The organism is Arthrobacter burdickii, from assembly GCF_030433645.1.
Classification (GTDB): Bacteria; Actinomycetota; Actinomycetes; order Actinomycetales; family Micrococcaceae; genus Arthrobacter_D; species Arthrobacter_D burdickii.
Map to the genome: position 1 here is coordinate 1,028,634 of NZ_JAROCG010000001.1, position 20,758 is coordinate 1,049,391.

21 protein-coding genes are annotated in these 20,758 nt (G+C 68.2%); 7 read left to right on the forward strand and 14 right to left on the reverse strand.

What is annotated here, in order from left to right:
• The first annotated feature begins 99 nt into the window (after positions 1-99).
• The 3 genes from P5G52_RS04770 (at position 100) to P5G52_RS04780 (ending at position 3,230) form a co-directional block, all read left to right on the forward strand.
• On the forward strand, positions 100-1,293 hold the full coding sequence (locus tag P5G52_RS04770; RefSeq protein WP_301225152.1) for an MFS transporter: 1,194 nt from the start codon (positions 100-102) through the stop codon (positions 1,291-1,293).
• 194 nt (positions 1,294-1,487) lie between these two features.
• A complete protein-coding gene (locus tag P5G52_RS04775; RefSeq protein WP_301225154.1) occupies positions 1,488-2,996 on the forward strand; it encodes a glycosyltransferase family 2 protein in 1,509 nt (502 codons plus the stop codon).
• Between the two features lie 3 nt (positions 2,997-2,999).
• Positions 3,000-3,230 (forward strand): hypothetical protein, encoded by a 231-nt coding sequence (locus P5G52_RS04780; RefSeq protein ID WP_301225156.1) that lies wholly within the window; start codon positions 3,000-3,002, stop codon positions 3,228-3,230.
• 37 nt (positions 3,231-3,267) lie between these two features.
• Here the strand turns inward: P5G52_RS04780 and P5G52_RS04785 are convergent, their stop codons facing one another.
• Positions 3,268-4,086: a DUF1684 domain-containing protein gene (locus P5G52_RS04785; RefSeq protein ID WP_301225158.1), complete on the reverse strand. Its 819-nt coding sequence runs from the start codon at positions 4,084-4,086 to the stop codon at positions 3,268-3,270.
• Between the two features lie 275 nt (positions 4,087-4,361).
• On the opposite strand from P5G52_RS04785, the gene ppk2 reads away from it, so the two are divergent.
• Positions 4,362-5,333: a polyphosphate kinase 2 gene (gene ppk2, locus P5G52_RS04790; protein WP_301225160.1), complete on the forward strand. Its 972-nt coding sequence runs from the start codon at positions 4,362-4,364 to the stop codon at positions 5,331-5,333.
• A gap of 40 nt (positions 5,334-5,373) precedes the next feature.
• Here ppk2 and P5G52_RS04795 read toward each other — a convergent pair whose 3' ends face one another.
• From P5G52_RS04795 to P5G52_RS04815, 5 genes are all read right to left on the reverse strand, one after another.
• A complete protein-coding gene (locus P5G52_RS04795; protein ID WP_301225161.1) occupies positions 5,374-5,781 on the reverse strand; it encodes a DUF4190 domain-containing protein in 408 nt (135 codons plus the stop codon).
• 121 nt (positions 5,782-5,902) lie between these two features.
• The gene (locus P5G52_RS04800; RefSeq protein WP_301225162.1) at positions 5,903-7,384 is read right to left on the reverse strand and encodes an APC family permease; all 1,482 of its coding nucleotides are present in this window, start codon (positions 7,382-7,384) and stop codon (positions 5,903-5,905) included.
• 149 nt (positions 7,385-7,533) lie between these two features.
• Positions 7,534-8,994: an amino acid permease gene (locus P5G52_RS04805; protein WP_301225163.1), complete on the reverse strand. Its 1,461-nt coding sequence runs from the start codon at positions 8,992-8,994 to the stop codon at positions 7,534-7,536.
• 106 nt (positions 8,995-9,100) lie between these two features.
• A complete protein-coding gene (locus P5G52_RS04810) occupies positions 9,101-9,670 on the reverse strand; it encodes a TetR/AcrR family transcriptional regulator (protein ID WP_301225164.1) in 570 nt (189 codons plus the stop codon).
• A 58-nt stretch (positions 9,671-9,728) separates the two neighbouring features.
• Positions 9,729-10,523 (reverse strand): phosphatase PAP2 family protein, encoded by a 795-nt coding sequence (locus P5G52_RS04815; protein ID WP_301225165.1) that lies wholly within the window; start codon positions 10,521-10,523, stop codon positions 9,729-9,731.
• Positions 10,524-10,644: 121 nt separating this feature from the next.
• Between P5G52_RS04815 and P5G52_RS04820 the strand changes: the two genes are divergently transcribed.
• Positions 10,645-11,307: a pyridoxine/pyridoxamine 5'-phosphate oxidase gene (locus tag P5G52_RS04820; protein WP_301225166.1), complete on the forward strand. Its 663-nt coding sequence runs from the start codon at positions 10,645-10,647 to the stop codon at positions 11,305-11,307.
• A 49-nt stretch (positions 11,308-11,356) separates the two neighbouring features.
• Here P5G52_RS04820 and P5G52_RS04825 read toward each other — a convergent pair whose 3' ends face one another.
• The 5 genes from P5G52_RS04825 to P5G52_RS04845 form a co-directional block, all read right to left on the reverse strand.
• Positions 11,357-12,379, reverse strand: a complete 1,023-nt coding sequence (locus P5G52_RS04825) for a zinc-binding metallopeptidase family protein (protein WP_301225167.1) — start codon at positions 12,377-12,379, stop codon at positions 11,357-11,359.
• A gap of 27 nt (positions 12,380-12,406) precedes the next feature.
• Complete coding sequence (locus tag P5G52_RS04830; protein ID WP_301225168.1) at positions 12,407-13,183, reverse strand: sulfite exporter TauE/SafE family protein; 777 nt, start codon at positions 13,181-13,183, stop codon at positions 12,407-12,409.
• Between the two features lie 140 nt (positions 13,184-13,323).
• The gene (locus P5G52_RS04835; protein ID WP_301225169.1) at positions 13,324-13,965 is read right to left on the reverse strand and encodes a Rho termination factor N-terminal domain-containing protein; all 642 of its coding nucleotides are present in this window, start codon (positions 13,963-13,965) and stop codon (positions 13,324-13,326) included.
• A gap of 134 nt (positions 13,966-14,099) precedes the next feature.
• On the reverse strand, positions 14,100-14,927 hold the full coding sequence (locus P5G52_RS04840) for an aldo/keto reductase (protein WP_301225170.1): 828 nt from the start codon (positions 14,925-14,927) through the stop codon (positions 14,100-14,102).
• A 130-nt stretch (positions 14,928-15,057) separates the two neighbouring features.
• Positions 15,058-15,360 carry a hypothetical protein gene (locus P5G52_RS04845; protein ID WP_301225171.1) on the reverse strand — a complete coding sequence of 101 codons (303 nt, stop codon included), beginning with the start codon at positions 15,358-15,360 and terminating at the stop codon, positions 15,058-15,060.
• Positions 15,361-15,605: 245 nt separating this feature from the next.
• Between P5G52_RS04845 and P5G52_RS04850 the strand changes: the two genes are divergently transcribed.
• Positions 15,606-16,238 carry a GNAT family N-acetyltransferase gene (locus tag P5G52_RS04850; protein WP_301225172.1) on the forward strand — a complete coding sequence of 211 codons (633 nt, stop codon included), beginning with the start codon at positions 15,606-15,608 and terminating at the stop codon, positions 16,236-16,238.
• Here the strand turns inward: P5G52_RS04850 and P5G52_RS04855 are convergent.
• From P5G52_RS04855 to P5G52_RS04865, 3 genes are all read right to left on the reverse strand, one after another.
• On the reverse strand, positions 16,150-16,683 hold the full coding sequence (locus P5G52_RS04855) for an SRPBCC family protein (protein ID WP_301225173.1): 534 nt from the start codon (positions 16,681-16,683) through the stop codon (positions 16,150-16,152). The genes P5G52_RS04850 and P5G52_RS04855 overlap by 89 nt on opposite strands.
• A gap of 63 nt (positions 16,684-16,746) precedes the next feature.
• A complete protein-coding gene (locus tag P5G52_RS04860) occupies positions 16,747-17,748 on the reverse strand; it encodes an NADP-dependent oxidoreductase (RefSeq protein WP_301225174.1) in 1,002 nt (333 codons plus the stop codon).
• Positions 17,749-17,859: 111 nt separating this feature from the next.
• Positions 17,860-19,188, reverse strand: coding sequence for an APC family permease (locus P5G52_RS04865; protein ID WP_301225175.1), 1,329 nt, complete (start codon positions 19,186-19,188; stop codon positions 17,860-17,862).
• 181 nt (positions 19,189-19,369) lie between these two features.
• On the opposite strand from P5G52_RS04865, the gene P5G52_RS04870 reads away from it, so the two are divergent.
• Positions 19,370-20,758, forward strand: coding sequence for an OFA family MFS transporter (locus P5G52_RS04870; RefSeq protein WP_301225176.1), 1,389 nt, complete (start codon positions 19,370-19,372; stop codon positions 20,756-20,758).

The window sequence follows — 20,758 nt, forward strand, 5'->3', positions numbered from 1 at the left end:
GGGACGGCCTGCATCGGCTGCCGCTGCCGGCCCGTTCCTGCACCAGCAAGGCGTGATAGCAATAGAGGTGATGAAACCGCCTCTCCCGCCGCCCGCTCCGTGAGCGGCCGGATCCTCGCCAGGGTTCCCGGCAGCTACATCCTGCTCGCCTGCATCGGACTGGTGGCCGTCAACCTGAGGGGCCCTTTCGTGGCGGTCGCCCCCGTGGCGGACCTGATGCAGGCGGACCTGCACTTCTCGCCCGTCCTGCTGGGACTGCTCACCAGCATCCCGGTCCTGTGCTTCTCCGTCGCGGCACCACTCGCGTCCCTGGCTGCCAGGAGGCTGGGCGCGGAATTCGCGGTGACGCTGACCATCCTCGGTGTGCTGGCCGGTGTGCTGGTGCGTTCCGCCGGCGGCCCCCTGCTGGTGGTGGCCGGCACCGTGCTGATCGGCCTCGCGATCACGGTGGGCAATATCGCGGTGCCGCTGATCATCCGCCGCGATTTCTCCCCTGCCCGGCAGGGGACGGCGATGGGAATCTACACCGCGGCTCTGAACATCGGGTCGTTCCTCACCTCGGTGGTCACGGCGCCGCTGGCCGGGGTGGCGGGGTGGAGGGTGGCGCTGGCAGCGGTCGGCGTCCTGGCCGTGGGGGCGATCGCCTTCTGGACGCTGGCAGTGGGTCCGAGGAATGCGTTCCTGGTATCCCCCGAGGACGGCGGCGGGATGAAGCTGCCACCCGTGGAGGGCTCGGGGTGGATCACCGCGGGACTCACGGTGGCCTTCGCCATGCAGGCCTTCTCCTACTACGGGGTGACCGCGTGGCTGCCCAGCTACCTGCACGACGAACTGGGGATGTCCGTCGGCGAAGCCGGCGCAGCGTCCTCCATCTTCCAGATCCTCGCCATCGCGGGTGGCCTCGGAGTGCCCTTCGCCGCCAGGTTCCTGAGTACGACGGCGGTAACCGTCATCCTCGGTGTGCTGTGGACGGCCGTGCCGGCCGGCCTGCTCCTGGCGCCGCAGCTCTGGTGGCTCTGGTCCTTCGGTGGGGGCATCGCCCAGGGCGGCGGCATCACGGTGATCTTCATCGCCATCATCCGGCTCGCCCGGGACCAGGTCTCCGCCGGCCGGATATCCGCCGTCGTCCAGGGATCGGGGTACTGCGTCGCCGCCCTGGCCCCGCCCCTGGTAGGTCTCGTCCACGACGCCTCGGGGTCCTGGACGCCGGCCTTGCTGGTTCTCCTGGCCTCCGTGCTGGCCTTCTTCGCCAGCAGTACGCTCTCGGTGCGGCGGCTGCCGGAGGACCGCTGAGATAGGTCCTCGCGCAGCGGGACCACGGCCTTCCTTGAACAATTCTTCGGGTTTCGCGCGGGACTGGGTTCGGGGTGCTACGGCAGACTCGTCCCAGAAGCGCGGCGGCCCGGGGATGGCTGCCGTGCACAACGTAGGCCGCTGCATGTTGGGACGACTGCGGCGGCATCCGGTCTCAGGGGGACGCAGTAGCGATGACGAGGACACCAACCGAACCAGGGCAGGATCATCCGGCCGCAGCGGACGTGCTGCCTGCCTACGCGTCGGGGGGCCGGCTCGACCGCGCCGTCGGCCTGGTCATCGCAGCCATCGTGACAGCAGCCGCGGCTCTGTTGTGGTTCGCCGTGGCGGCCAATCGTCCCGAGACGACGATCGCGTCGTCGCAGGACGCCGTGATCGGCATCTGGCGCGTCCTCTACAACTCCGATGCGCCCGGGATGAGCACCATCCTGACCGCCATCGCGCTCGCCCTGCTGGCGGGGGCCGGGCTCGCGCTGGTGGAGCGGCGCATCGCCACCACGTCGAGGCGGTCGATGAATCCGGGAAACCAACCACTTGCTCCGAAGGTCATCATGGCGGCCACCCGCGGCCGGTTCGCGGGCGAGGTCACGGTGACGGTCCTCATCCCCGCGCACAACGAGGAGGCCTCGCTCCCGCAGACGATCGCGTCCCTCAAGAGCCAGTCGCACCGGCCCGAGCGCATCATCGTCGTCGCCGACAACTGCACCGACGCCACGGTCCACCTGGCCCGGGAGGCCGGCGTCGAGGTCATCGAGTCGGTGGACAACACGAAGAAGAAAGCCGGCGCCCTCAACCAGGCACTGACGGCGATCCTGCCGCAGCAGGGTGACAACGACGTCGTCATGGTCATGGATGCCGATACCCAGCTCGACGACGGCTTCCTTGCCGGCGCCGTGGCACGCTTCACCGGCGACCGTGCGCTCATGGCCGTGGGCGGGCTCTTCTACGGCGAGCAGGGCCACGGCCTGATCGGCCAGTTCCAGCGCAACGAGTACATCCGCTATGCACGCCAGATGCGCCGTCGTCGTGGCCGTGTCCTCGTCCTCACCGGCACCGCATCGCTCTTCCGGCCGGTGGCGCTGCGGACGGTCGCCGAGAGCCGCGGTACATCGATCCCGGGAGCGGTCGGTGACGTCTACGACACCGTAGCCCTGACCGAGGACAACGAACTGACGATCGCCCTCAAGTCCCTGGGAGGCCTGATGGTCTCCCCGCAGGAGTGCACCGTGGTGACCGAGCTGATGCCCTCCTGGCGCACGCTGTGGAACCAGCGCCTGCGCTGGCAGCGGGGTGCCCTCGAGAACATCGGCGCCTACGGAGTCACGGCGCCCACGATGCGGTACTGGGCGCAGCAGCTCGGCATCGGGTACGGAGTGATCGCCCTGGGCGCCTACCTCGCGCTCATCACGCTCACGGCCGTGTCGCTCGAGACCTGGATCTGGTTCCCGTTCTGGCTCGGGCTCGGTCTCCTCTTCACCGTCGAGCGGGTCCTCACAGTGTGGAAGGGCGGCTGGAAGGCGCGGCTGCTCGCCGTCACGCTGTTCCCGGAACTGATCTTCGACATGTTCCTGAACCTCGTCTACATCAAGGGCATCGTCGACCTCTCCTTCGGCCGCCAGGCCAGCTGGAAGCACCTCGCCCATGCCGCTCCGGCGACCGAACCCTTTCTCCAGGAGGCCTGACCCGTGTTCCCCACAGCAGCCGGACCCATCATTCCCACCGGCATCCTCCTGCCGGAATCGGTGCTGAGCAGCAGCGAGTTCGCCATCCTCGCGGCGTTCGTGGCCATCAACACCGTCGTCTACGCCTCACTGGCGCTGGCCAACATCCTGCCCAGGATCTATCCCACGGACTGGGTGACCAACCGCAACCGCCGTACCGAGACCCGCAGTATCTATCCGGACTCGCAGGTCTGAGCTCCGCACCGGGACCGCCTGGTCCGACGCCCGTCCCTCAGCGCAACGGGTCCTTCTCCCCGGCCTCGATGGGCGCGTCGACGACGTTGGCACGGACCGGCATGGGGCAGGTGCCGTACGGGGTGAAGGCGCTGGGATAGTTGATCGCCCGGTTGAAGTCGAGGACCACCGTCCCGTCCGGGCGCGGACGGCGGGTGGCAACCTTCCGCCACGAAGCAGTGGTCGTCCCATTGGTCCGGTCGTGGAACGTGATCGCGAGCGAACCGGCGTCCTCCTGGGAGGCATGGAGCCGGAACTCCCTGTTCTCGTCCGGAAGGGAGAAGACGACGTCGCCCACTGTCGAAGCGGTCCCGGGTACGTCGGGATGGGCCGTCCGGATACTCTCCTGGCGCGGCTCGTCATTCGGTTCGAACCGCCCCACGACCACGAGGTCGGGGTTGTAGTCGAACACGGGCACCCCGGTGAACGCGGTCAGCACCGGCGACTCGGCATCCCTCGTCCGGATCGCGTAGCGGCCTGCGCGCCGTGCCAGCTCCACCACGACCCGGCGGCCGTCCGCACCTCCGTAGGCGACCCACATCAGCGACTCCTCATCGGCCAGTACCGCCGTGAGCGTACCCTCCACGAGCCGGCCGCTCGCCAGCTCGGTGAGGGCGTCCGCGGAGTGCGCGGTCAGGCTCGCGGTGTCGCCCGCAGCCGACCAAAGACCGGGAACGAGCTCGAGGGCCGCGGGTTCGTCGCCGAGCCACTGGAAGGATGTGAGCGTCAGCCAGCCGTGCGGTTCCGCAAGGGCCTCGTTGCGCGCCTGCCGAAAACGCAGCCACCGTTCCTCGGCGGTCTGGGTGGTCGTTGTCATCGTGTCCTCCTGGCTCGACTGCCTGCACCGCGTAGAACCCGGAGGGAGCCGTCGGCATTCCCCGCCCGTGCCGCCCGATGCAGCCTGCCGGAGAACGTCCCGCACGGACGTCCGCATCCGTCCGTCGTAGCAAGGCGGCCGGAATCCGTCCACCCGGGACGAGTTCCCGCCTCCTGATGCTTCTCCGGCGCTTCCTCTGGGACGATGCGATCGGGCGGTCGGGGTTCCGGGCGTGACGAAGTATGCCCTGGGCGACTGCAACAGGAGGAGGCAGGATGAGCGAGGAACCGACCGACGAGCTGGACGACGAGCCGACGGACTCCCCGGCGGACACGCCCGCCGTCGAGGGCGCCGAGCAGCCCCCGGTCCCCGTGCCGACCCCGGACAGCGACGGCGGGGAGCACGTCCTGCTGCCCCACCCGGACCAGCCGACCTGGCGGGAGGACTACCCCTACGACACCCGGATGACCGAGCGCGACTACCAGAAGGCCAAGCGGGCCCTGCAGATCGAACTGCTCAAGATGCAGGGATGGGTCAGGGCCAACCGCACCAAGGTCGCCGTCCTGTTCGAGGGGCGCGACGCAGCGGGCAAGGGCGGCACGATCAAGCGGTTCACGGAGAACCTGAATCCCCGCGGTGCCCGGGTCGTCGCACTGGACAAGCCGAGCGAGAAGGAACAGACGCAGTGGTACTTCCAGCGCTACATGTCCGTGCTGCCGTCGGGCGGGGAGATCGTCCTGTTCGACAGGTCCTGGTACAACCGGGCCGGGGTGGAACGCGTCATGGGCTTCTGCACGCCCACCGAGTACCTGGAGTTCATGCGGCAGGCCCCGGAACTGGAGCGCATGCTGGTGCGCAGCGACACCCACCTCATCAAGTTCTGGTTCTCGGTGTCCCGTGAGGAACAGCGGCGCCGTTTCGCCCAGCGCCACACGGACCCGGTCCGCCGCTGGAAGCTGAGCCCCATGGACCTGCAGTCGCTCGACAAGTGGGACGAGTACACGGAAGCCAAGGAGGCCATGTTCTTCTACACCAATACGGCCGATGCCCCGTGGACGGTGATCAAGAGCAACGACAAGAAGCGGGCCAGGATCGAGGCCCTCCGGTATGTCCTGTCCGTACTCGACTACGACGAGAAGGACCCCGACGTGGTCGGCGCACCGGATCCGCTGATAGTGGGGACAGGGCCGCACTCGCGCGTCTTCGAAGCGGACGAGCAGTCAACGCGCCTGTTCCCCACCCTGTAGCCGGCCGGGCCCTCCGCGTCGGCTGTTGTAGGCGGAGGCGTCAGCTGCTGTAGGTGGAGGCTGAGAATCCCGCGAACATGATGATGATCAGGAGGATTCCGAACAGGATGGCGATGCCGTAGAGCGCGACATTGATCCAGCCGAGCACCTTCCCCGCCGTTGCCGGTACGCCCAGGCGCTCGGCCTTCTTCGCCTGCCAGATCGCCAGCGGTCCCAGGATGAACCCGGCAACGAAGAGTCCGACGATCCCGAGGATGAGGGAGGTCTGGGCGGCCTTCTCTCCCTCGATGGACTGGTAGGAGGGGGCGTACTGGCCCGGCTGGTAGGGGCCCGGCTGCCCGGCCTGGTACGGGGGGTAGCCACCCTGGCTTCCGTACGCGCCGCCGTCGTACGGCTTTGCATGGCTGCCGGAGAACGGGCGCTCGCTGGGGTAGGGCTCCTGGGACATGGGGTTCCTTCTGCTGGCAGAAACGGATGGTGCCCCCTGGAACCGCAGTTCCGGGGAGCACCATTGTCTCGCGCCGCGGCCGCCGGCGCACGTCCGTCGGGAATGGGCGCGGCGAAGAGGGTCAGACGTGCTCGTGCTGCCGCACGCGGAGGCGCGAGTGGCGGTTGCCGTAGGCGAAGTAGACGGCGAAGCCGATGACCAGCCAGACCGCGAAGAACAGCCACGTGATGGTGGCCAGGTTGAACATGAGGTAGAGGCACAGGGCGGCGGAGGCGATCGGGATGACCTTGCCGAACGGGACGCGGAACGCCGGCGTGAGGTCCGGGCGCTTCCGGCGCAGCACGAGGATCCCGAGGCTGACCGTGATGAAGGCCGAGAGCGTGCCGATGTTGATCATCTCCGCGAGCACCTCCACCTGCGTGAAGCCCGCGAGCAGGGCGACGACGACGCCGCACAGGATCTGCGTACGGGCGGGCGTGGCGTGCTTGTCCGAGGTGCGGCTCAGGCCGCGGGGGAGGAGGCCGTCCCGGCTGAGCGCGAAGATCACGCGGGCAAGTCCCATGAGCAGCACCATGATGACCGTGGTCAGGCCGATGAGGCTGCCCAGCGAGATGATGCCGGCAGCCCAGTCGGCGCCGACGAGCTGGAAGGCGGTGGCCAGTGACGGCGCCCCGGAAGCCCCGAGGTCCTTGTAGGACACCATGCCGGTCACCACGAGGGTCACGAGGATGTACAGGATGCTGACCACGATCAGCCCGGCGAAGATCCCGCGGGGAAGCGTGCGGCTCGGGTTCTTCACTTCCTCGGCCGACGTGGCGACCACGTCGAACCCGATGAACGCGAAGAAGACGAGGGCCGCTCCGGAGATGATGCCGGTGAAGCCGAAGGTCGCCGGGGAGGCGCCGCTCAGGAAGGAGAGGAAAGGCTGGTCGGCCCAGCCGGCCCCGCTCTCCGCGGCGGCCTCTGCGGCAGGCACGAAAGGGGTGTAGTTCTCGGGGCTGACGTAGAAGAAGCCGACGACGATCACGAACAGCACGATGCCGATCTTGATGACGGTGAAGACGCTGTTGACCCGGGCGGAGAGCTTGGTGCCGTAGATGAGGACGGCCGTGAAGATGGCGACGATCAGCAGCGGACCCCAGGTGAGGTCGAGGCCCAGGGCGCTGATCTCGGCGGGGATGTCGAGGTCCAGGACGCTGAAGAGGTCGCTGAGGTAGACGCCCCAGAACTTCGCGATGACGGCCGCCGCCATCAGCAGTTCGAGGATGAGGTTCCAGCCGATGATCCAGGCGAGCAGCTCACCCATCGTGGCGTAGGTGAAGACGTACGCGCTGCCGGCGACCGGGAGCGCCGTGGCGAATTCCGCGTAGCACATGATGGCCAGGGCGCAGGTGATCGCGGCGAGTACGAAGGAGATGGTCACGGCGGGTCCGGCGTTGAAGGCGGCAGCCTGTGCTCCGACCGAGAAGATGCCCGCGCCCACGGCGACGGCGACACCCATGATCATCAGGTCCCAGGTATTCAGGGAACGCTTGAGGCCGTGTCCCTTTTCGTCGGAGTCCTTGATCGACTGCTCGATGGACTTGGTCCGGAAGAGGTCCATGGGGGGTGCTGGTCCTTCACTTGTGGGGATCGTTGGGAGGGCCGGCGTCCGCGGGTACGCGGAAGGCCCTCATCGAGGATAGGAGGTGGCGGGTCCCGCCGCACATTCGTGACCGTGCGGCGGGACCTTCCGTTCCGGGCCGGGAGGCGCTACGCCCCGCGCTTGAGGAGGGCGTGGCGGGGGCTGTCCGGGTTCATGAGGGAGTGCTTCCGGCCGTAGAAGAAGTAGACGGCCAGGCCGATCAGGAGCCACACGAGGAAGCGCAGCCAGGTCTCCCAGTGGAGCTGGAGCATCAGGAAGAGCGAGGCCAGGACGCCGAAGGCGGGCACGATCGGCATGAGGGGCAGCTTGAAGGTACGCGGTACCTCGGGCCGGGTGCGGCGCAACACGATCACCGCGACGCACACGACGACGAACGCGGCCAGGATCCCGATGTTCGTCAGGTCGGCGACCGCGCGGATGGGGAAGACGCCGGCGAGCAACGCCGCCGCGATCCCGGCGATCCAGGTGACGCGCTGCGGCGTACCGTTGCGGTCCGTCGTCGAGAACCAGGCCGGAAGGAGCCCGTCGCGGCTCATCGAGAACCAGACGCGCGTCACACCGAGGAGGAAGGTCAGCATGACGGTGAGGATGGAGATCACGGCGAAGGCCGAGATGATCGTCGCGACGACCGGAAGGCCCACGGACTGGAACGCGGAGGCGAAGCCGGCCGTGGGGCTGATGTCCTCGTAGTTCTGCATGCCGGTGAGGACGAGGGTCGCGAGGACGTAGAGCACCATGGCGATCAGCAGGGACAGGAGGATCGCTTTCGGCATGTGCTTCTTGCCGTCGGTCGCCTCCTCGGCCGCGGTGCTCATGGCGTCGTAGCCGAAGACCGCGAAGAAGACGGTGGCCGCACCCGTGAAGACGGCGCCGAAACCGGAGGGCAGGAACGGCGAGTAGTTCTCGGCGTTGACGTAGAAGAAGCCGAGGCCGACGATGCCGAGGATGAGCAGGATCTTGAGCCCGACCGCGACGAGCTCGAACTTGCCGAAGGTCTTGGTGCCGCGGCTCAGGATGAACGTGATGAGCAGGCACACGACGATCGCGGGGACGTTGACCACACCGCCCTCGATGGTGTCCGGGGTTCCCTGCATCCAGGTGGGCACGGTGACGCCGATGCCGGACATGAACTCCGTGAAGTATCCCGAGATGCCGATGGCGACGACGGCCACGATCGCGATGTATTCGAGCAGCAGGTCCCACCCGATGAACCAGCCGATGATCTCACCGAGCGCCACGTAGCCGTAGGTGTACGCGGAGCCCGCACGGGGGATCATGCCCGCGAACTCCGCGTAGGACAGGGCGGCCGCGGCGCTGGCGAGCCCCGCGACCAGGAACGAGATCAGGACGGCCGGGCCGACCGGCGTACCGTCTTCCCCACCGTTCGCGACGAGCCCCGCGAGCGTGAAGATACCGACACCGATGATGCCGCCGACACCGATCGCCGTCAGTTGCCACAGGCCGAGGCTCTTGAAGAGGCCGGTGCGGCCCGACTCGTCCTCGACATTGTCAATGGGTTTGCGCCGCAGGAGCGATTGCGAGCCCTGCACACCTGAGCTGTCAGACATCGGGATCCATTCATAGGAGGGAGAGTGCGTTCCGCACCTGCCAAGTATGGAGGGGGCTGTCCATCAGCGGAAGTCGGCATTATCGAAGGGAAACCGTCGGTTCTGCTTAACCATCTCCGGACGTCTGGCGGCGGAGCCCGGCCAGGACGAGTCCGAGGTACCGCTCGAACTCCCCGTCCGCCTCCCCGACCGGCTCCCTGACCGGCTCACCGGCCCGCGGCGCCGGACGGTCGGGGGCGAGGGAGCCGAGCATGCGGATGAGGACGAGCAGGTCCCTCCCCGTGAGGTCCGGCCTCGCCGCGCCCTCGGTCCTGAGCCGGAGGGCCAGCTCCTCGGCAGCCGGGGCGATGCGCCGGCGGAGCACCGCGAGCCCGGCCGACACGAAGCCGGCGTCGTGCAGCAGCTCCCGCAGGCCGCGGTCCTCCAGCTGCATCCGGGCGGCGGAGCCGACGAAGAACCGCACCGCCACCCACGGATCGGGAGCCGCGAGCGCCTCCCTCGCCACCGCATCGACGTCGTCCACGCGCTGTTCGAGGATCGCCTCGATGAGTGCGCGGCGGTCCGGGAACCGGCGGTAGACGGTGCCCACCCCCACCCCTGCCTCCCGTGCGATGTCCTCGAAGCTGCTCTCCGCCCCGTGCGCGGCGAACATGCGCCGCGCCGCAGTGAGGACCACCGCACGATTGCGTTGGGCGTCCCGCCGTAGCGGGCGTGCGGCCCGTGCCGGCGGCGGTTCAGGCGGGAGCGCCACGGAGGGCCGACCTGCGCAGGCGGAACGTCAGGAAGAGTCGGTGGGCGGTGATGACGACGGCGATCCATGCGACGCCGAGCGTCCAAGCCACCAGCACGTCCGTGAGCCAGTGGTGGCCGAGGTAGACGCGGCTGAGCCCCATGGTCGTGGCGAACAGGACGGCGAGCACGATGGTGAGGGCCCGGGTGCGCTTGCGGTGCTGCCGCAGCACGAGGAGGTAGGCCACGATGCCCGCGATGACGACGGCGTTCAGCGAGTGTCCGCTGGGGAACGACGGCGAGGATTCATAGGGCGGGACGGCGAGTTCGATCGGAGGCCGCAGGCGCCCGATCGCGTCCTTGCCCGCGATGGTCATCAGCAGGGAGCCGAAGGCCGCCGCGGGCAGGAGGATCACGGGAGTCCAGGACCTGCGGCGGACCGCGAGCAGCACCATGATCGACACCGCCAGGATGGGCATCCCGATCGGCCCGCCGATGTTCGTGTATCCCGTGATGAAGGCGTTGAGCCAGTCCTGGCGCAGGGACACGGCGAGGTCGAGGGCCGGGTGGTCGAGGGCGGCGACCCCGTCGGCGTCCACGACGGACTCGTACACTTCGGCGGAGGCCGCCGTCAGCGCCGCGGCGACTCCTCCGCCGATGGTGATGATGAGCAGCAGGGCCGTATGGGGTCCGACCCACCGGGCGAGGGGGCGGACGCACCGGACGAGCAGGCGGCCGATCGGCGACGACCACCGCGTGAGGTCGCGTGGTCCTACGTACTGGTCCTGGTGGGCTGGCATCTCACGACTCTATGCCGTGGCTTCCGGTGGCATGTCGGGGCCGGCCCTCCCGGGCACGGCTTGACGATTCGGAACCGGTGGATCTGCCCACGCCGGCAGGCGGCCCGGTTAGGCTGGCCGCATGAGTGAGCCAGGCCTGATCCGCGATGTCGTCCGTGGCGTACCCGTCTTCCCCGAGGAGATGCCGCCCTTCGACCCCGGGGCCGCGCCGGCCTCGCCCGTCGACCTCTTCGTCGAGTGGCTGAAACGCGCGGTGGAGGACGGCATCGCGGCGCCCCACGCGGTCAACCTCGCGACGACAGGAGAGGACGGCGTGCCGGATGCGCGTGTGGTGATCCTCAAGGACGTGACGTCCGCCGGATGGCAGGTGGCGTCCAGCATGGACAGTCCGAAGGGCCGGCAGCTGAGGAAGCACCCGGCGGCGGCGCTGACCTTCTTCTGGCCGGCGGCCGGCCGTCAGGTGAGGATCCGGGGGTCCGTCTCGACCGGCACCACGGAGGAGAACGACGCCGATTTCCAGCGCCGCCATCCCGTAGCCCGTGCTCTCGTCCTCGCCGGCAGCCAGAGCGCGGTGCTGCGCAGCCGGGAGGACCTCGAGGCGGCCGTCGAGGAGCAGGTGCATCGGATCGAGGCCGCGGACGGTCTCGCCTCGACCACCTGGACGGTCTTCACCGTGGCACCGGACGCCGTCGAATTCTGGCAGGCGGACCAGGAACGCAGGCACATGCGCCTGCTCTACACGCGGTTCGGGGAGGGCTGGCGCCGGGAGCTGCTCTGGCCCTGAGCCCCCTGCTGCGCTCCGCCCGGACCTCGGGAGTCCCGGCGACCCACCGCTATCCCGCGACCGATCCGGCGACCGGGTGTCCGACCCGCACGCGGAGCTTGTGCACGAAATCGAGCTTGGCGATGACGGCCGGCGGCAGCACGAACGGGTAGAGGTCGTTGGCGCCCATGCTGCGGTTCACCTGGTTGAGGGCGACGGAGAGCGGGATCCAGGTCTCCCGGACCACGTCGCCGAAGTCCTCCGAGGTATTCGGGCCGGGACCGGAGGCGAGCCCGTACTGCAGGGCGGTGTCCACCGTGTCGCAGATGTGCAGGTAGTGCGCGAACGTCTCGGCGAAGTCCTCGTACGGGTGCATCGTCGCGTACTGGGAGATGTGCTCCTTCTTCCAGTCCTCGGGAGCTCCCTCGTCGTAGTGCCGCTTGATGGCGTCCTTGTAGCTGGCGCGGTCGTCACCGAAGATGCTGCGGGCATCTTCGGTCAGGGCGGGATCGGAGAAGACGAGCGTGCCCTCGAAGTAGTGGCCGGTCTCGTGCCGGAAGTGTCCCAGCATGGTGCGGTAGGGCTCTTCGAGCTTGGCCCGCATCTTCTCGCGGTGGGAGTCGACGGTCTCGGCCAGGTCGATGGTGATCAGGCCGTTCTGGTGCCCGATCACCACTTTCTCCTCGACGCTCGAGAGCAGATCGAAGGCGAGTCCCCGCTCGGGGTTCTGGATCCTGTCCTCGATGGGCAGGCCGAGCACGTCGAGTTCGTAGATCAGGTGGCGTTTCGAGCGTTCGGCGTCGAGGAACTGGGCGAGCCCCGTGGTGTCGTGGTCCTCGGGCCGGGACCGGGTGAGGCTGCAGCTGAAGCATTTGTCGCCCTCCTCCCGCACGAGCCAGGTGCACCCCGACAGCTTGAGGTTGGTGCAGCGCCGGAGGAGCTGGCCTTCGAGATCGCGGTACGCGCCGTCGTCGTCCAGTGGCGCGATGGCGCGCTCCCCTCGGTGGAAGCCGAGCTGTGTGCCGCAGGCGAGGCACTGGGAGTTCTCGAAGAACAGGGGCGCGTCGCAGACGGCGCAGGCAAAGCGTTGCATGGGATTCCTGGGTTCGGGGGTGGTGGGTCAGGCGAAGAAGACGATGCGGATCAATGCTGCGGTGCCGATGACGAGGATCGTGGCACGCAGCGCGAGGGGGGAGAGCCTGCGGCCCACGCGGGCGCCGAGAAGGCCACCCAGGGTGGCGCCGACGGCGATGAGAAGCACGAGGGACCAGTTGATGGACTCCCAGGCGAACACCATGAAGGTGATGGCCGCGACCCCGTTGACGGCCGTGGTCAGCACGTTCTTGATGGCGTTGATGCGCTGGAGGCTCTCGATCGTGACCATGCTCATCAGGCCGACGATCAGGATGCCCTGGGCGGCGCCGAAGTAACCCCCGTACATGCCGAGGACGCCGATGCCGGCGAGCAGGAGCAGGGACCGACGGCGCGACGGCCCCGCAGCGGGCGCGCTCTCCCCGGCCTTCGCCGCTGCGGCCTGCTGGACGCGCGGAGCAAGAGCCACCATGGCGAGGCCCACGAGGATGAGGATGGGCACGATCGCCTGGAAGGCCTCCGCCGGCAGGACGAGCAGCAGCAGCGCCCCCGCGATCCCGCCGAGGACGGAGAGGGGCAGGAGCCGCAGCAGGAGGCCCCGATTCGCGGCGATCTCCCGACGGTAGCCCCATGAGCCGGACAGTCCGCCGCCCACGAGCCCGATGTTGTTCGAGATGTTGGCGACGATCGGCGGGTAGCCGAAGAGCAGGAGGGCCGGGAAGGTCACCAGGGTGCCGGAACCGACGACGACATTGATCATGCCCGCCCAGAAACCGGCAGCGAGGACCACGGCGATCTCGAGCAAGCGTAGGTGTCCTCTCGGTACTGGGTGCGGGTGTCCGATCGTCCCGCAGCAGTGCCGTCAGGAATGCTCGGCCGCCGGGCGGGAAGGGCGCACTGCCAAGGATATGCCGTTCTGTCCTCCCGCCCGGACCCTTCCGGCGCTCAGGCGTCCTCGCGGTTGGGGCTCTCGAGGATGAAGAAGTTGGACTGGTTCCCGTCCTTGCGCTGCTCCTGGTAGATGAAGTTCAGCTGGCGTTCGTCGAAGGTCCGGAACCATTCCTCCCAGCTCACGTGGCGCAGCTTGTCCGTGTCCTCGTTGAAGTCGAAGCGCAGCACGCCGAGATGATCCCCGTGGTCCGTTCCCTCCACGGTGGCCGGCCGGGCGTTCCGTGCCTCGGCCCACTGCTTGATGACCTCGTGGTGCGTTGTCGCGAGGCTGCGGCCCTCACGCTCGGGATCCTCGTCGGGAGAGGTGATCTCCTGGGAGTACTTCAGGGACTTCGAGGTCTCGGGTCCCGTCCGGATCCTGCCGCCGTCGGGGCCGGCGCCGACATCCTCGGAGGCATCGGCGGGTTCGCCGCCCGAGTCCTTGCCGGCCTTCGGATCCTCGGCCCCCGACCCGTCGGCGTGCTCCTGTTTCGCCTGGGCCACCGCGTCGACGAGTTCGCCCTTCCGCATCCCGGAGGTTCCTGAAAGACCCTCTTCCTTTGCCTCCTCGCGGAGCTCGTCGACCTTCATCTCCCGCAGCTCCGTCTCGCTGACGTCGGGGGTGTTCGGTGTCTGGTTGCCTGGTTCGTCCGCCATGCTGATCTTCCTTCCGGTCGATGCTCCCGCGTGCGGCACGCATTACCGGGCCGCACGCAAGAACTAAGCGTGCTTACTACCTTCGCGGCGGCCGGATGGCGTGTCAAGGGATTCCAGCGGCGGCTGCGCCGGGATCAGTGGCCGAAGGCGTCCGAATCCACGATCTCGGCACTCCCCGTGTCGAGCAGGTAGATGCTGGCCAGTTCGGCGCCCGAGAGTTCGAAGTCGAAGATGCCGAGGTTCTGCGCGAGCCGCTGGGGGTTCGACGACTTCGGGATGGCGACCATGCCCTGCTGTACGTGCCAGCGCAGCACCACCTGTGCGGGCGTCCTGCCATGGGCTTCCGCGATCGCGACGATGCCGGGATCCTCCAGCAGACCGCTGCCGGGGCCCAGCGGGCTCCAGGACTCCGTCACGATCCCGTGCTCGTTGTGGAACGCGCGCTCCTCGATCCGGGGGCGCTGGGGGTCGAGCTGGATCTGGTTCACGTCGGGCACGATGCCGGCGTCGAGAACCTGCTGCAGGTGGGCGGGCTTGTAGTTCGACGTGCCGACGGCGCGCACGAGCCCCTCCTCCATCAGTTTCGCGATGCCCTGTACGGCTTCGACGTGGCGACCCTGACCGGGGTTGGGCCAGTGCACGAGCAGCAGGTCGACGTAGTCGAGGCCCAGCAGCTCGGTGCTGGCCCGGAAGGCGCGGCGCACGCCGTCGATGCTGTGGTGCTCGCTGTTGAACTTGGTGGTGACGAACAACTCCTCGCGGGGAACTCCGGACCGGCGGATCCCCTCGCCCACACCCTTCTCGTTGCGGTAGTTCTCCGCCGTGTCGATGAGCCGGTACCCGGTCTCGATGGCGAGGCTCACGGTCTCCGCCGCCTCGTCGTCGTTCAGCGGCCAGGTGCCGAGGCCGAGGAGGGGGAGGCGGGCGCCGCTGCGCAGCTGGACGGTGGGGGCGAGTGCCATGGTGGGGCTCCTGCTCGAGGGGTCGGTGTCAGCCCCCAGCCTTTCCCGCAGGCCGCCACCCCGTCAACACGGAGCAGGACCTGCTACGCATCGCCTCGGACGGGGTGCAGCACCTTCCCGGACGGTACGGCTAGCCGACCAGCCGCTGCTGCCGCGCGCGCGTGGAGGAGATGCCGCGCGTTGCCGGTGCGCTGCTGTAGGAGGCGCGCGGCAGGGGCCCGGAGGCGCCCGTGGCCAGCACGTCGTCGATCAGTTCGTTGACGGCCTGGGCGATGCAGTCCCGCTCCTCACGGGGGAGCGGAGTGAGGCCGTGGAGATAGGCGTCGACCTCCAGTTCATCGAAGCAGCCGCCGGAATTGAGGTAGTGCAGGTGCACGTCAGGCAGCGTCAGGGATGACGCCGTCATGGCCGTGGAGGCGGTCTGGAACTGCAAGGCGGGCTCCTCTGGTGCGCGGTGTCTACGCACCCGGCCGGCGCGGCGATCCCGCTCACCGTAGTCCTCACCCTCTCAAGGGCTCCCGCAGGAATGCTCAACTTTGGCTCAAGGGGTGTTCACGCACCGGAGGTGCACCGCCGAAGAAATAGTAAGGCTACTTAATTTCATTTCGAGCAGGAATGGGTTTATAGTTTCGGCAGGGCCTAGCAGCGGGCCATCGAACCACCATAGTGGAGCTGACCATGGAAACTTCCTCTTTTGTCGATTACCATCCGCAGGCCGCTCAGCTGGCTGAGTCGGAGCAGCTCGGGTGGGGCGCGGTTCCACGCGTTTCCCCCAGTGCTACCCCCAGGGTGGAGGAGTCGGAGTTCCCCGGCGACCTCGCCGCCGTATCCACCCGTCAACTCCGGGTCCTGTGCAACCAGATGTACCGTCTGCTCGACCGGGACTTCCCGCCGATGGACGCACTGCACCGCTACGAAGTGCTGGTCGAGGAGATCGAGCGGCGTGAGGTACAGGCCGAGGCCCGGACCGCGCCCGTCACGGCGCGCAGCGGCTTCCGCGACAACTCCCTGTTCTCGCGCTTCGAACTCTTCAGTGACGGCACCATGGTGGGCCATGTGAAGTACGAGATGAAGGGATCGCACGCCGTCCTGATCCAGGCCGTCGTCGATCCGCGGTTCGACGCCGTCGACGTCGAACCGGCACTCATCCGCCAGGTGCTCCTCAATGCCCACAAGCGGCGCATCGCCGTCGTCCCCTACTGCCCGAGGGTCCGGGAGTTCCTTACGGAGTTCCCCCAGTACCGCACTCTCCTGCCGGCGGACCAGCGGGTACGGCTCGAGGCGACGCTGCGGGCAGCCGGAGACGACTAGCCGGCGCCGTCGTCAGGAACCTGTTGCGCACCACGATGAGGTGGCGCACGTACGGGCGGAGCAGGATGCGCTCCACCGCCGTGCCGACCACCCCGAACGGTGCCGTGAACTCGATCCTGTCGATCATCGTCGTCGTGCCGTCGGCCGTGCTGAACTCGTGGACGTGCCGGAAGGCGCGGAACGGGCCACGGAGCTGCTCGTCGACGAAGCGGGACGGGGCGTCGAACTCCGTGATGATGCTCGTCATCCGGAGGGGGAGGCCGAAGTGCCAGGCTCGCCAGGTGACCTGCTCACCCAGGCCGATCAGGCCGCTCGTGACGCCGCCGACGGCGCGCTCACGCGAGAAGCGCATGGATCCGGTGTGAGCATCGATGCTCCGGGAGCGTTCGAACAGTTCTGACTGCCCGATGGGCGTGGTCGTGGTGCAGGTGAAGGCGACGGTCATGCCGCCAGTATCGCAGCCGGTCCCGGTGGCGCAGCGATCCGGGCACGGCTGCGACGCCGGCGGTCAGGGGCGAACGAGCATCTTCCCCGTGTTGGCGCCCTTCATCATGTCGAGGAAGGCGTCGACGGCATTTTCGATGCCGTCCACCACGGTCTCGTCGAACACCACGCTGCCCTCCGTCAGCCACTGCGTCATCTTCTCTGCGAACTCCGGCTGCAGGTCCTGGTGCTGCCCCACGATGAATCCCTCCAGCTTCAGTGACCGCGTCACGAGATTCGCCAGGTTGTCCGGGCCGGGCGTTCGCCCGGTGTCGTTGTACTGCGAGATCGCTCCGCAGAGCGCTGCGCGGCCGCCGGTGTTGAGCCGGTCGAGGGCGGCCTCGAGGTGGTCGCCGCCCACGTTGTCGAAGTAGACGTCGATGCCGTCCGGCGTGAGGGCGCGCAGCTGCTGCCGTACGGGAGCGTCCTTGTAGTTGAACGCTTCGTCGTATCCATACCTGTCCTTGAGCAGGGACACCTTCGCCGCCGAGCCGGCCGAGCCGAGGACGCGTGAGGCCCCGAGCTTGCGGGCGATCTGCCCGGCGATGGAGCCGACCGCGCCGGCGGCGCCGGAGATGAAGACGACGTCACCCTCCCGAAGGGCCGCGACGCGCTTCAGCCCGGCGTACGCAGTGAGCCCGGTCATGCCGGCCGCCCCGAGGAAGGCTGACAGGGGCAGTCCCGTCTCCGGCAGGGGTGAGAACTGCTGCGCAGGGCCCTGGGCGACGTTCCGCCAGCCGAAGCCGTGGAGAACCGCGGTCCCGACGGGAAGGGTGTCGCTCCTCGACTCGATGACCCTGCCCACCGCACCGCCGGTCATGGTCTCGTCGAGGCCGAAGGGCTGGACGTAGGACTTCGCGTCGTTCATGCGCCCCCGCATGTAGGGATCGACGGACACGTACTCGTTGCGGACGCGCACTTCGTCCTCGCCGAGTTCCGGGAGGTCCACGGTGACTGTTCGAAAATCCGCTGGAGAGGGGGTGCCGACCGGACGGCGGACGAGCTGGATCTGGATGCTGCTGGTCATGCTGCTCCTCGTACTGGATTGCTTCCTGCAGGCGGCAACCCGGTATCCGGAGGAATTATTCCGGTTACCGGGCGCGGGACAACCGGGACCGCAGTTCGCCTGCCGGCGGGGCTACTGGTCGGTGGGCTGCACTGCCCGGCCCCGCACGAACCGCTGGACGCCGTACAGTGCGAGCCCCAGCGCGAGCAGGATGCCGGCCCGGAGCCAGATCTCGCCTGTCTGCTGCGTGAGGAGCAGGAGGCATGATGCGATCGCGAGGTAGGGGAACACCACCGGGATGCGGAAGTGCTGGTGCTGCACCTCGTCCTTCCGGAGCACGATGACGGCGATGTTGGTGCTCAGGAATACGAACAGGAGCAGCAGGACGACCGTCTGGGAGAGCGATTCGAGCCCGCCGGTCAGTGTCAGGGCCATGGCCACAAGCGTCGTCGCGACGATGGCGACCCACGGTGTGCGGCGGTGGGGCAGGATGCGGTCGAAGACCGACGGGAAAAGCCCCTGTTCCGCCATCCCGTAGGTGAGCCGGCTGGACATGATCATGGTCAACAGGGCGCCGTTGGCCACGGCGATGAGGGCTACCAGGCTGAACAGCCACTCCGGAATGCCCGCGCCCGTCGCCGCCACGACGTCGAGCAGGGGCGAACTCGACCCGGCGAGCTCCTCAGGGGCGAGCGCCGCGGAAGCTGCGAGTCCGATCAGGAGATAGACGACGCCGGCCGTCAGCAGGGCACCGAAGATGGCCTTGGGGTACACGCGGCTGACGTCCCGGACCTCCTCGGCAACGTTGGCGGACACCTCGAACCCGACGAAGGAGTAATACGCGATCAGGGATGCGGCGAGGACGGCGGATGCGGCGCTGACCCCGGGTGGGAACTCGTTGACGCGCGAGATGTCCCCGTTGCCTCCGGCGATGAAGACGCCGACGACGACGACGACCAGAACCAGCCCGGACACCTCGATGACGGTCATGACCACGTTGCTGCGCACGGACTCCTTGATGCCGCGCATGTTCAGCACGGCCAGAAGGGCGAGGAACACCAGGGCGGCGGGAACGGCGGGTACGTCGATGAAGGTGGTGAGGTAGCCGCCCGCGAAGGCCTGTGCGAGGCCCGCGGCGCTCGTCACGCCCGCCGCGAGCATGCAGAAGCCCACGAGGAAGGAGAGAAACGGCTTATGGAAGGCGCGTTCGGCGAATACCGCGGCGCCGCCCGCCCTGGGGTACTTCGTCACGAGTTCGGCATACGATCCCGCGGTCAGGAGGGCCAGGGCCAGGGCCACCATGAGGGGCATCCAGATGGCACCGCCGACTTCGGCCGAGATCACGCCGACCAGCGCATACACGCCGGCTCCCAGGACGTCGCCGAGTATGAAGAGGTACAGGAGCGGCCCTGAGATGCCTCGCTTCAGTCGGGTGTCCGGAACCTGGTGTGTCGTAGCCATGGGTGCCAGTCTAGGCGGGATTACTAAGCCCACTGGGCAATTATCGGTGGAAACGCCGTTCGGCGCTCGACGGATACCGCCTGCCGTTCGATGTTCCCCTCCCGGTGTGACGCACAGCATACTTACCTTGGATCAACCAGGGCCGGGGGGCGGCCACTCACGCTGACAAGGAAGGCACTCTATGGGCTGGCTCGACCGTGACCACAGCATTGCGCCACCGGGGTTCAACCGCTGGCTCATTCCACCGGCCGCGCTGGCCGTCCACCTGTGCATCGGACAGGCGTACGCGACCAGCGTCTACAAGACGGCGCTGACGGCCCACTTCGGTGCGAGCCTGACGCAGATCGGCATCATCTTCTCGATCGCCATCGTGATGCTCGGCCTGTCCGCCGCCGTCCTGGGCACATGGGTGGACCGCCACGGGCCGCGCAAGGCGATGTTCACCTCCGCCCTGTTCTGGACCTCCGGCTTCCTGGTGGGAGCGCTGGGCATCTTCACCCACCAGCTCTGGCTCGTCTATCTGGGGTACGGGATCATCGGCGGCATCGGCCTCGGCATCGGCTACATCTCACCCGTGTCCACCCTGATCAAGTGGTTCCCCGACCGCCCCGGCCTCGCCACCGGCATGGCCATCATGGGCTTCGGCGGCGGCGCGCTGATCGCGAGCCCGCTGTCCACGCAGCTGCTCCGCATGTACGACCCGAACTCCGGCACCGAGGGCTGGGTGGCCAGCGGTGACGCGGTCGGGAAGCTGTTCCTGACCCTCGCAGCCATCTATCTCGTGTACATGATGTTCGGCGCCTTCACCATCAAGGTGCCGGCCGACGGCTGGAAGCCCGACGGCTTCGATCCCTCCCAGCTGAAGTCCAAGCCGCTGATCACCACCGACAACGTGTCCGCGGCCAACGCGATCAAGACCCGCCAGTTCTGGCTCGTCTGGATCGTCCTGTTCTGCAACGTGACCGCCGGCATCGGGATCCTCGAACAGGCCTCGCCGATGATCCAGGACTTCTTCCGCGGCGCGGACGGCACGACGGCGGTGTCCGTCGCGGTCGCCGGCGGCTTCGTGGGCCTGCTCTCGATCGGCAACATGGGTGGGCGGTTCGTGTGGTCCACGACGTCGGACATCCTCGGACGCAAGCGCAACTACATGATCTACCTCGGCGTCGGAGCGGTCCTCTACGTGGTGCTGGCCCTGGCCGGATCGTCCACCACCCTGCTGTTCGTCGTGCTCGCCTTCGTGATCATCTCCTTCTACGGCGGCGGATTCGCCACCGTGCCGGCGTACCTCCGCGATCTGTTCGGTACCTACCAGGTCGGCGCGATCCACGGCCGCCTGCTCACCGCGTGGTCCGCTGCGGGCATCGCCGGGCCGCTGATCGTGAACGGGATCCTCGACTCGCAGGGCACGCCCGGCGAGCTGACGGCCGCCGCCTACCAGCCCGCGCTGCTCACCATGGTGGGGCTGCTGATCGTGGGCTTCATCGCCAACCTGCTCGTCCGGCCCGTGGATTCCCGCTTCCACGAACCCGCCGGTGACACACCCCGTCAATTCGCAAAGGAGGCCTGA

Bases quoted from the DNA above. Each gene is read 5' to 3' on its own strand.
- P5G52_RS04775 (WP_301225154.1), top strand. From the start codon at position 1,488: ATGACGAGGACACCAACCGAACCAGGGCAGGATCATCCGGCCGCAGCG.
- P5G52_RS04785 (WP_301225158.1), bottom strand. From the start codon at position 4,086: ATGACAACGACCACCCAGACCGCCGAGGAACGGTGGCTGCGTTTTCGG.
- ppk2 (WP_301225160.1), top strand. From the start codon at position 4,362: ATGAGCGAGGAACCGACCGACGAGCTGGACGACGAGCCGACGGACTCC.
- P5G52_RS04795 (WP_301225161.1), bottom strand. From the start codon at position 5,781: ATGTCCCAGGAGCCCTACCCCAGCGAGCGCCCGTTCTCCGGCAGCCAT.
- P5G52_RS04800 (WP_301225162.1), bottom strand. From the start codon at position 7,384: ATGGACCTCTTCCGGACCAAGTCCATCGAGCAGTCGATCAAGGACTCC.
- P5G52_RS04805 (WP_301225163.1), bottom strand. From the start codon at position 8,994: ATGTCTGACAGCTCAGGTGTGCAGGGCTCGCAATCGCTCCTGCGGCGC.
- P5G52_RS04815 (WP_301225165.1), bottom strand. From the start codon at position 10,523: ATGCCAGCCCACCAGGACCAGTACGTAGGACCACGCGACCTCACGCGG.
- P5G52_RS04820 (WP_301225166.1), top strand. From the start codon at position 10,645: ATGAGTGAGCCAGGCCTGATCCGCGATGTCGTCCGTGGCGTACCCGTC.
- P5G52_RS04825 (WP_301225167.1), bottom strand. From the start codon at position 12,379: ATGCAACGCTTTGCCTGCGCCGTCTGCGACGCGCCCCTGTTCTTCGAG.
- P5G52_RS04835 (WP_301225169.1), bottom strand. From the start codon at position 13,965: ATGGCGGACGAACCAGGCAACCAGACACCGAACACCCCCGACGTCAGC.
- P5G52_RS04840 (WP_301225170.1), bottom strand. From the start codon at position 14,927: ATGGCACTCGCCCCCACCGTCCAGCTGCGCAGCGGCGCCCGCCTCCCC.
- P5G52_RS04850 (WP_301225172.1), top strand. From the start codon at position 15,606: ATGGAAACTTCCTCTTTTGTCGATTACCATCCGCAGGCCGCTCAGCTG.
- P5G52_RS04855 (WP_301225173.1), bottom strand. From the start codon at position 16,683: ATGACCGTCGCCTTCACCTGCACCACGACCACGCCCATCGGGCAGTCA.
- P5G52_RS04860 (WP_301225174.1), bottom strand. From the start codon at position 17,748: ATGACCAGCAGCATCCAGATCCAGCTCGTCCGCCGTCCGGTCGGCACC.
- P5G52_RS04865 (WP_301225175.1), bottom strand. From the start codon at position 19,188: ATGGCTACGACACACCAGGTTCCGGACACCCGACTGAAGCGAGGCATC.
- P5G52_RS04870 (WP_301225176.1), top strand. From the start codon at position 19,370: ATGGGCTGGCTCGACCGTGACCACAGCATTGCGCCACCGGGGTTCAAC.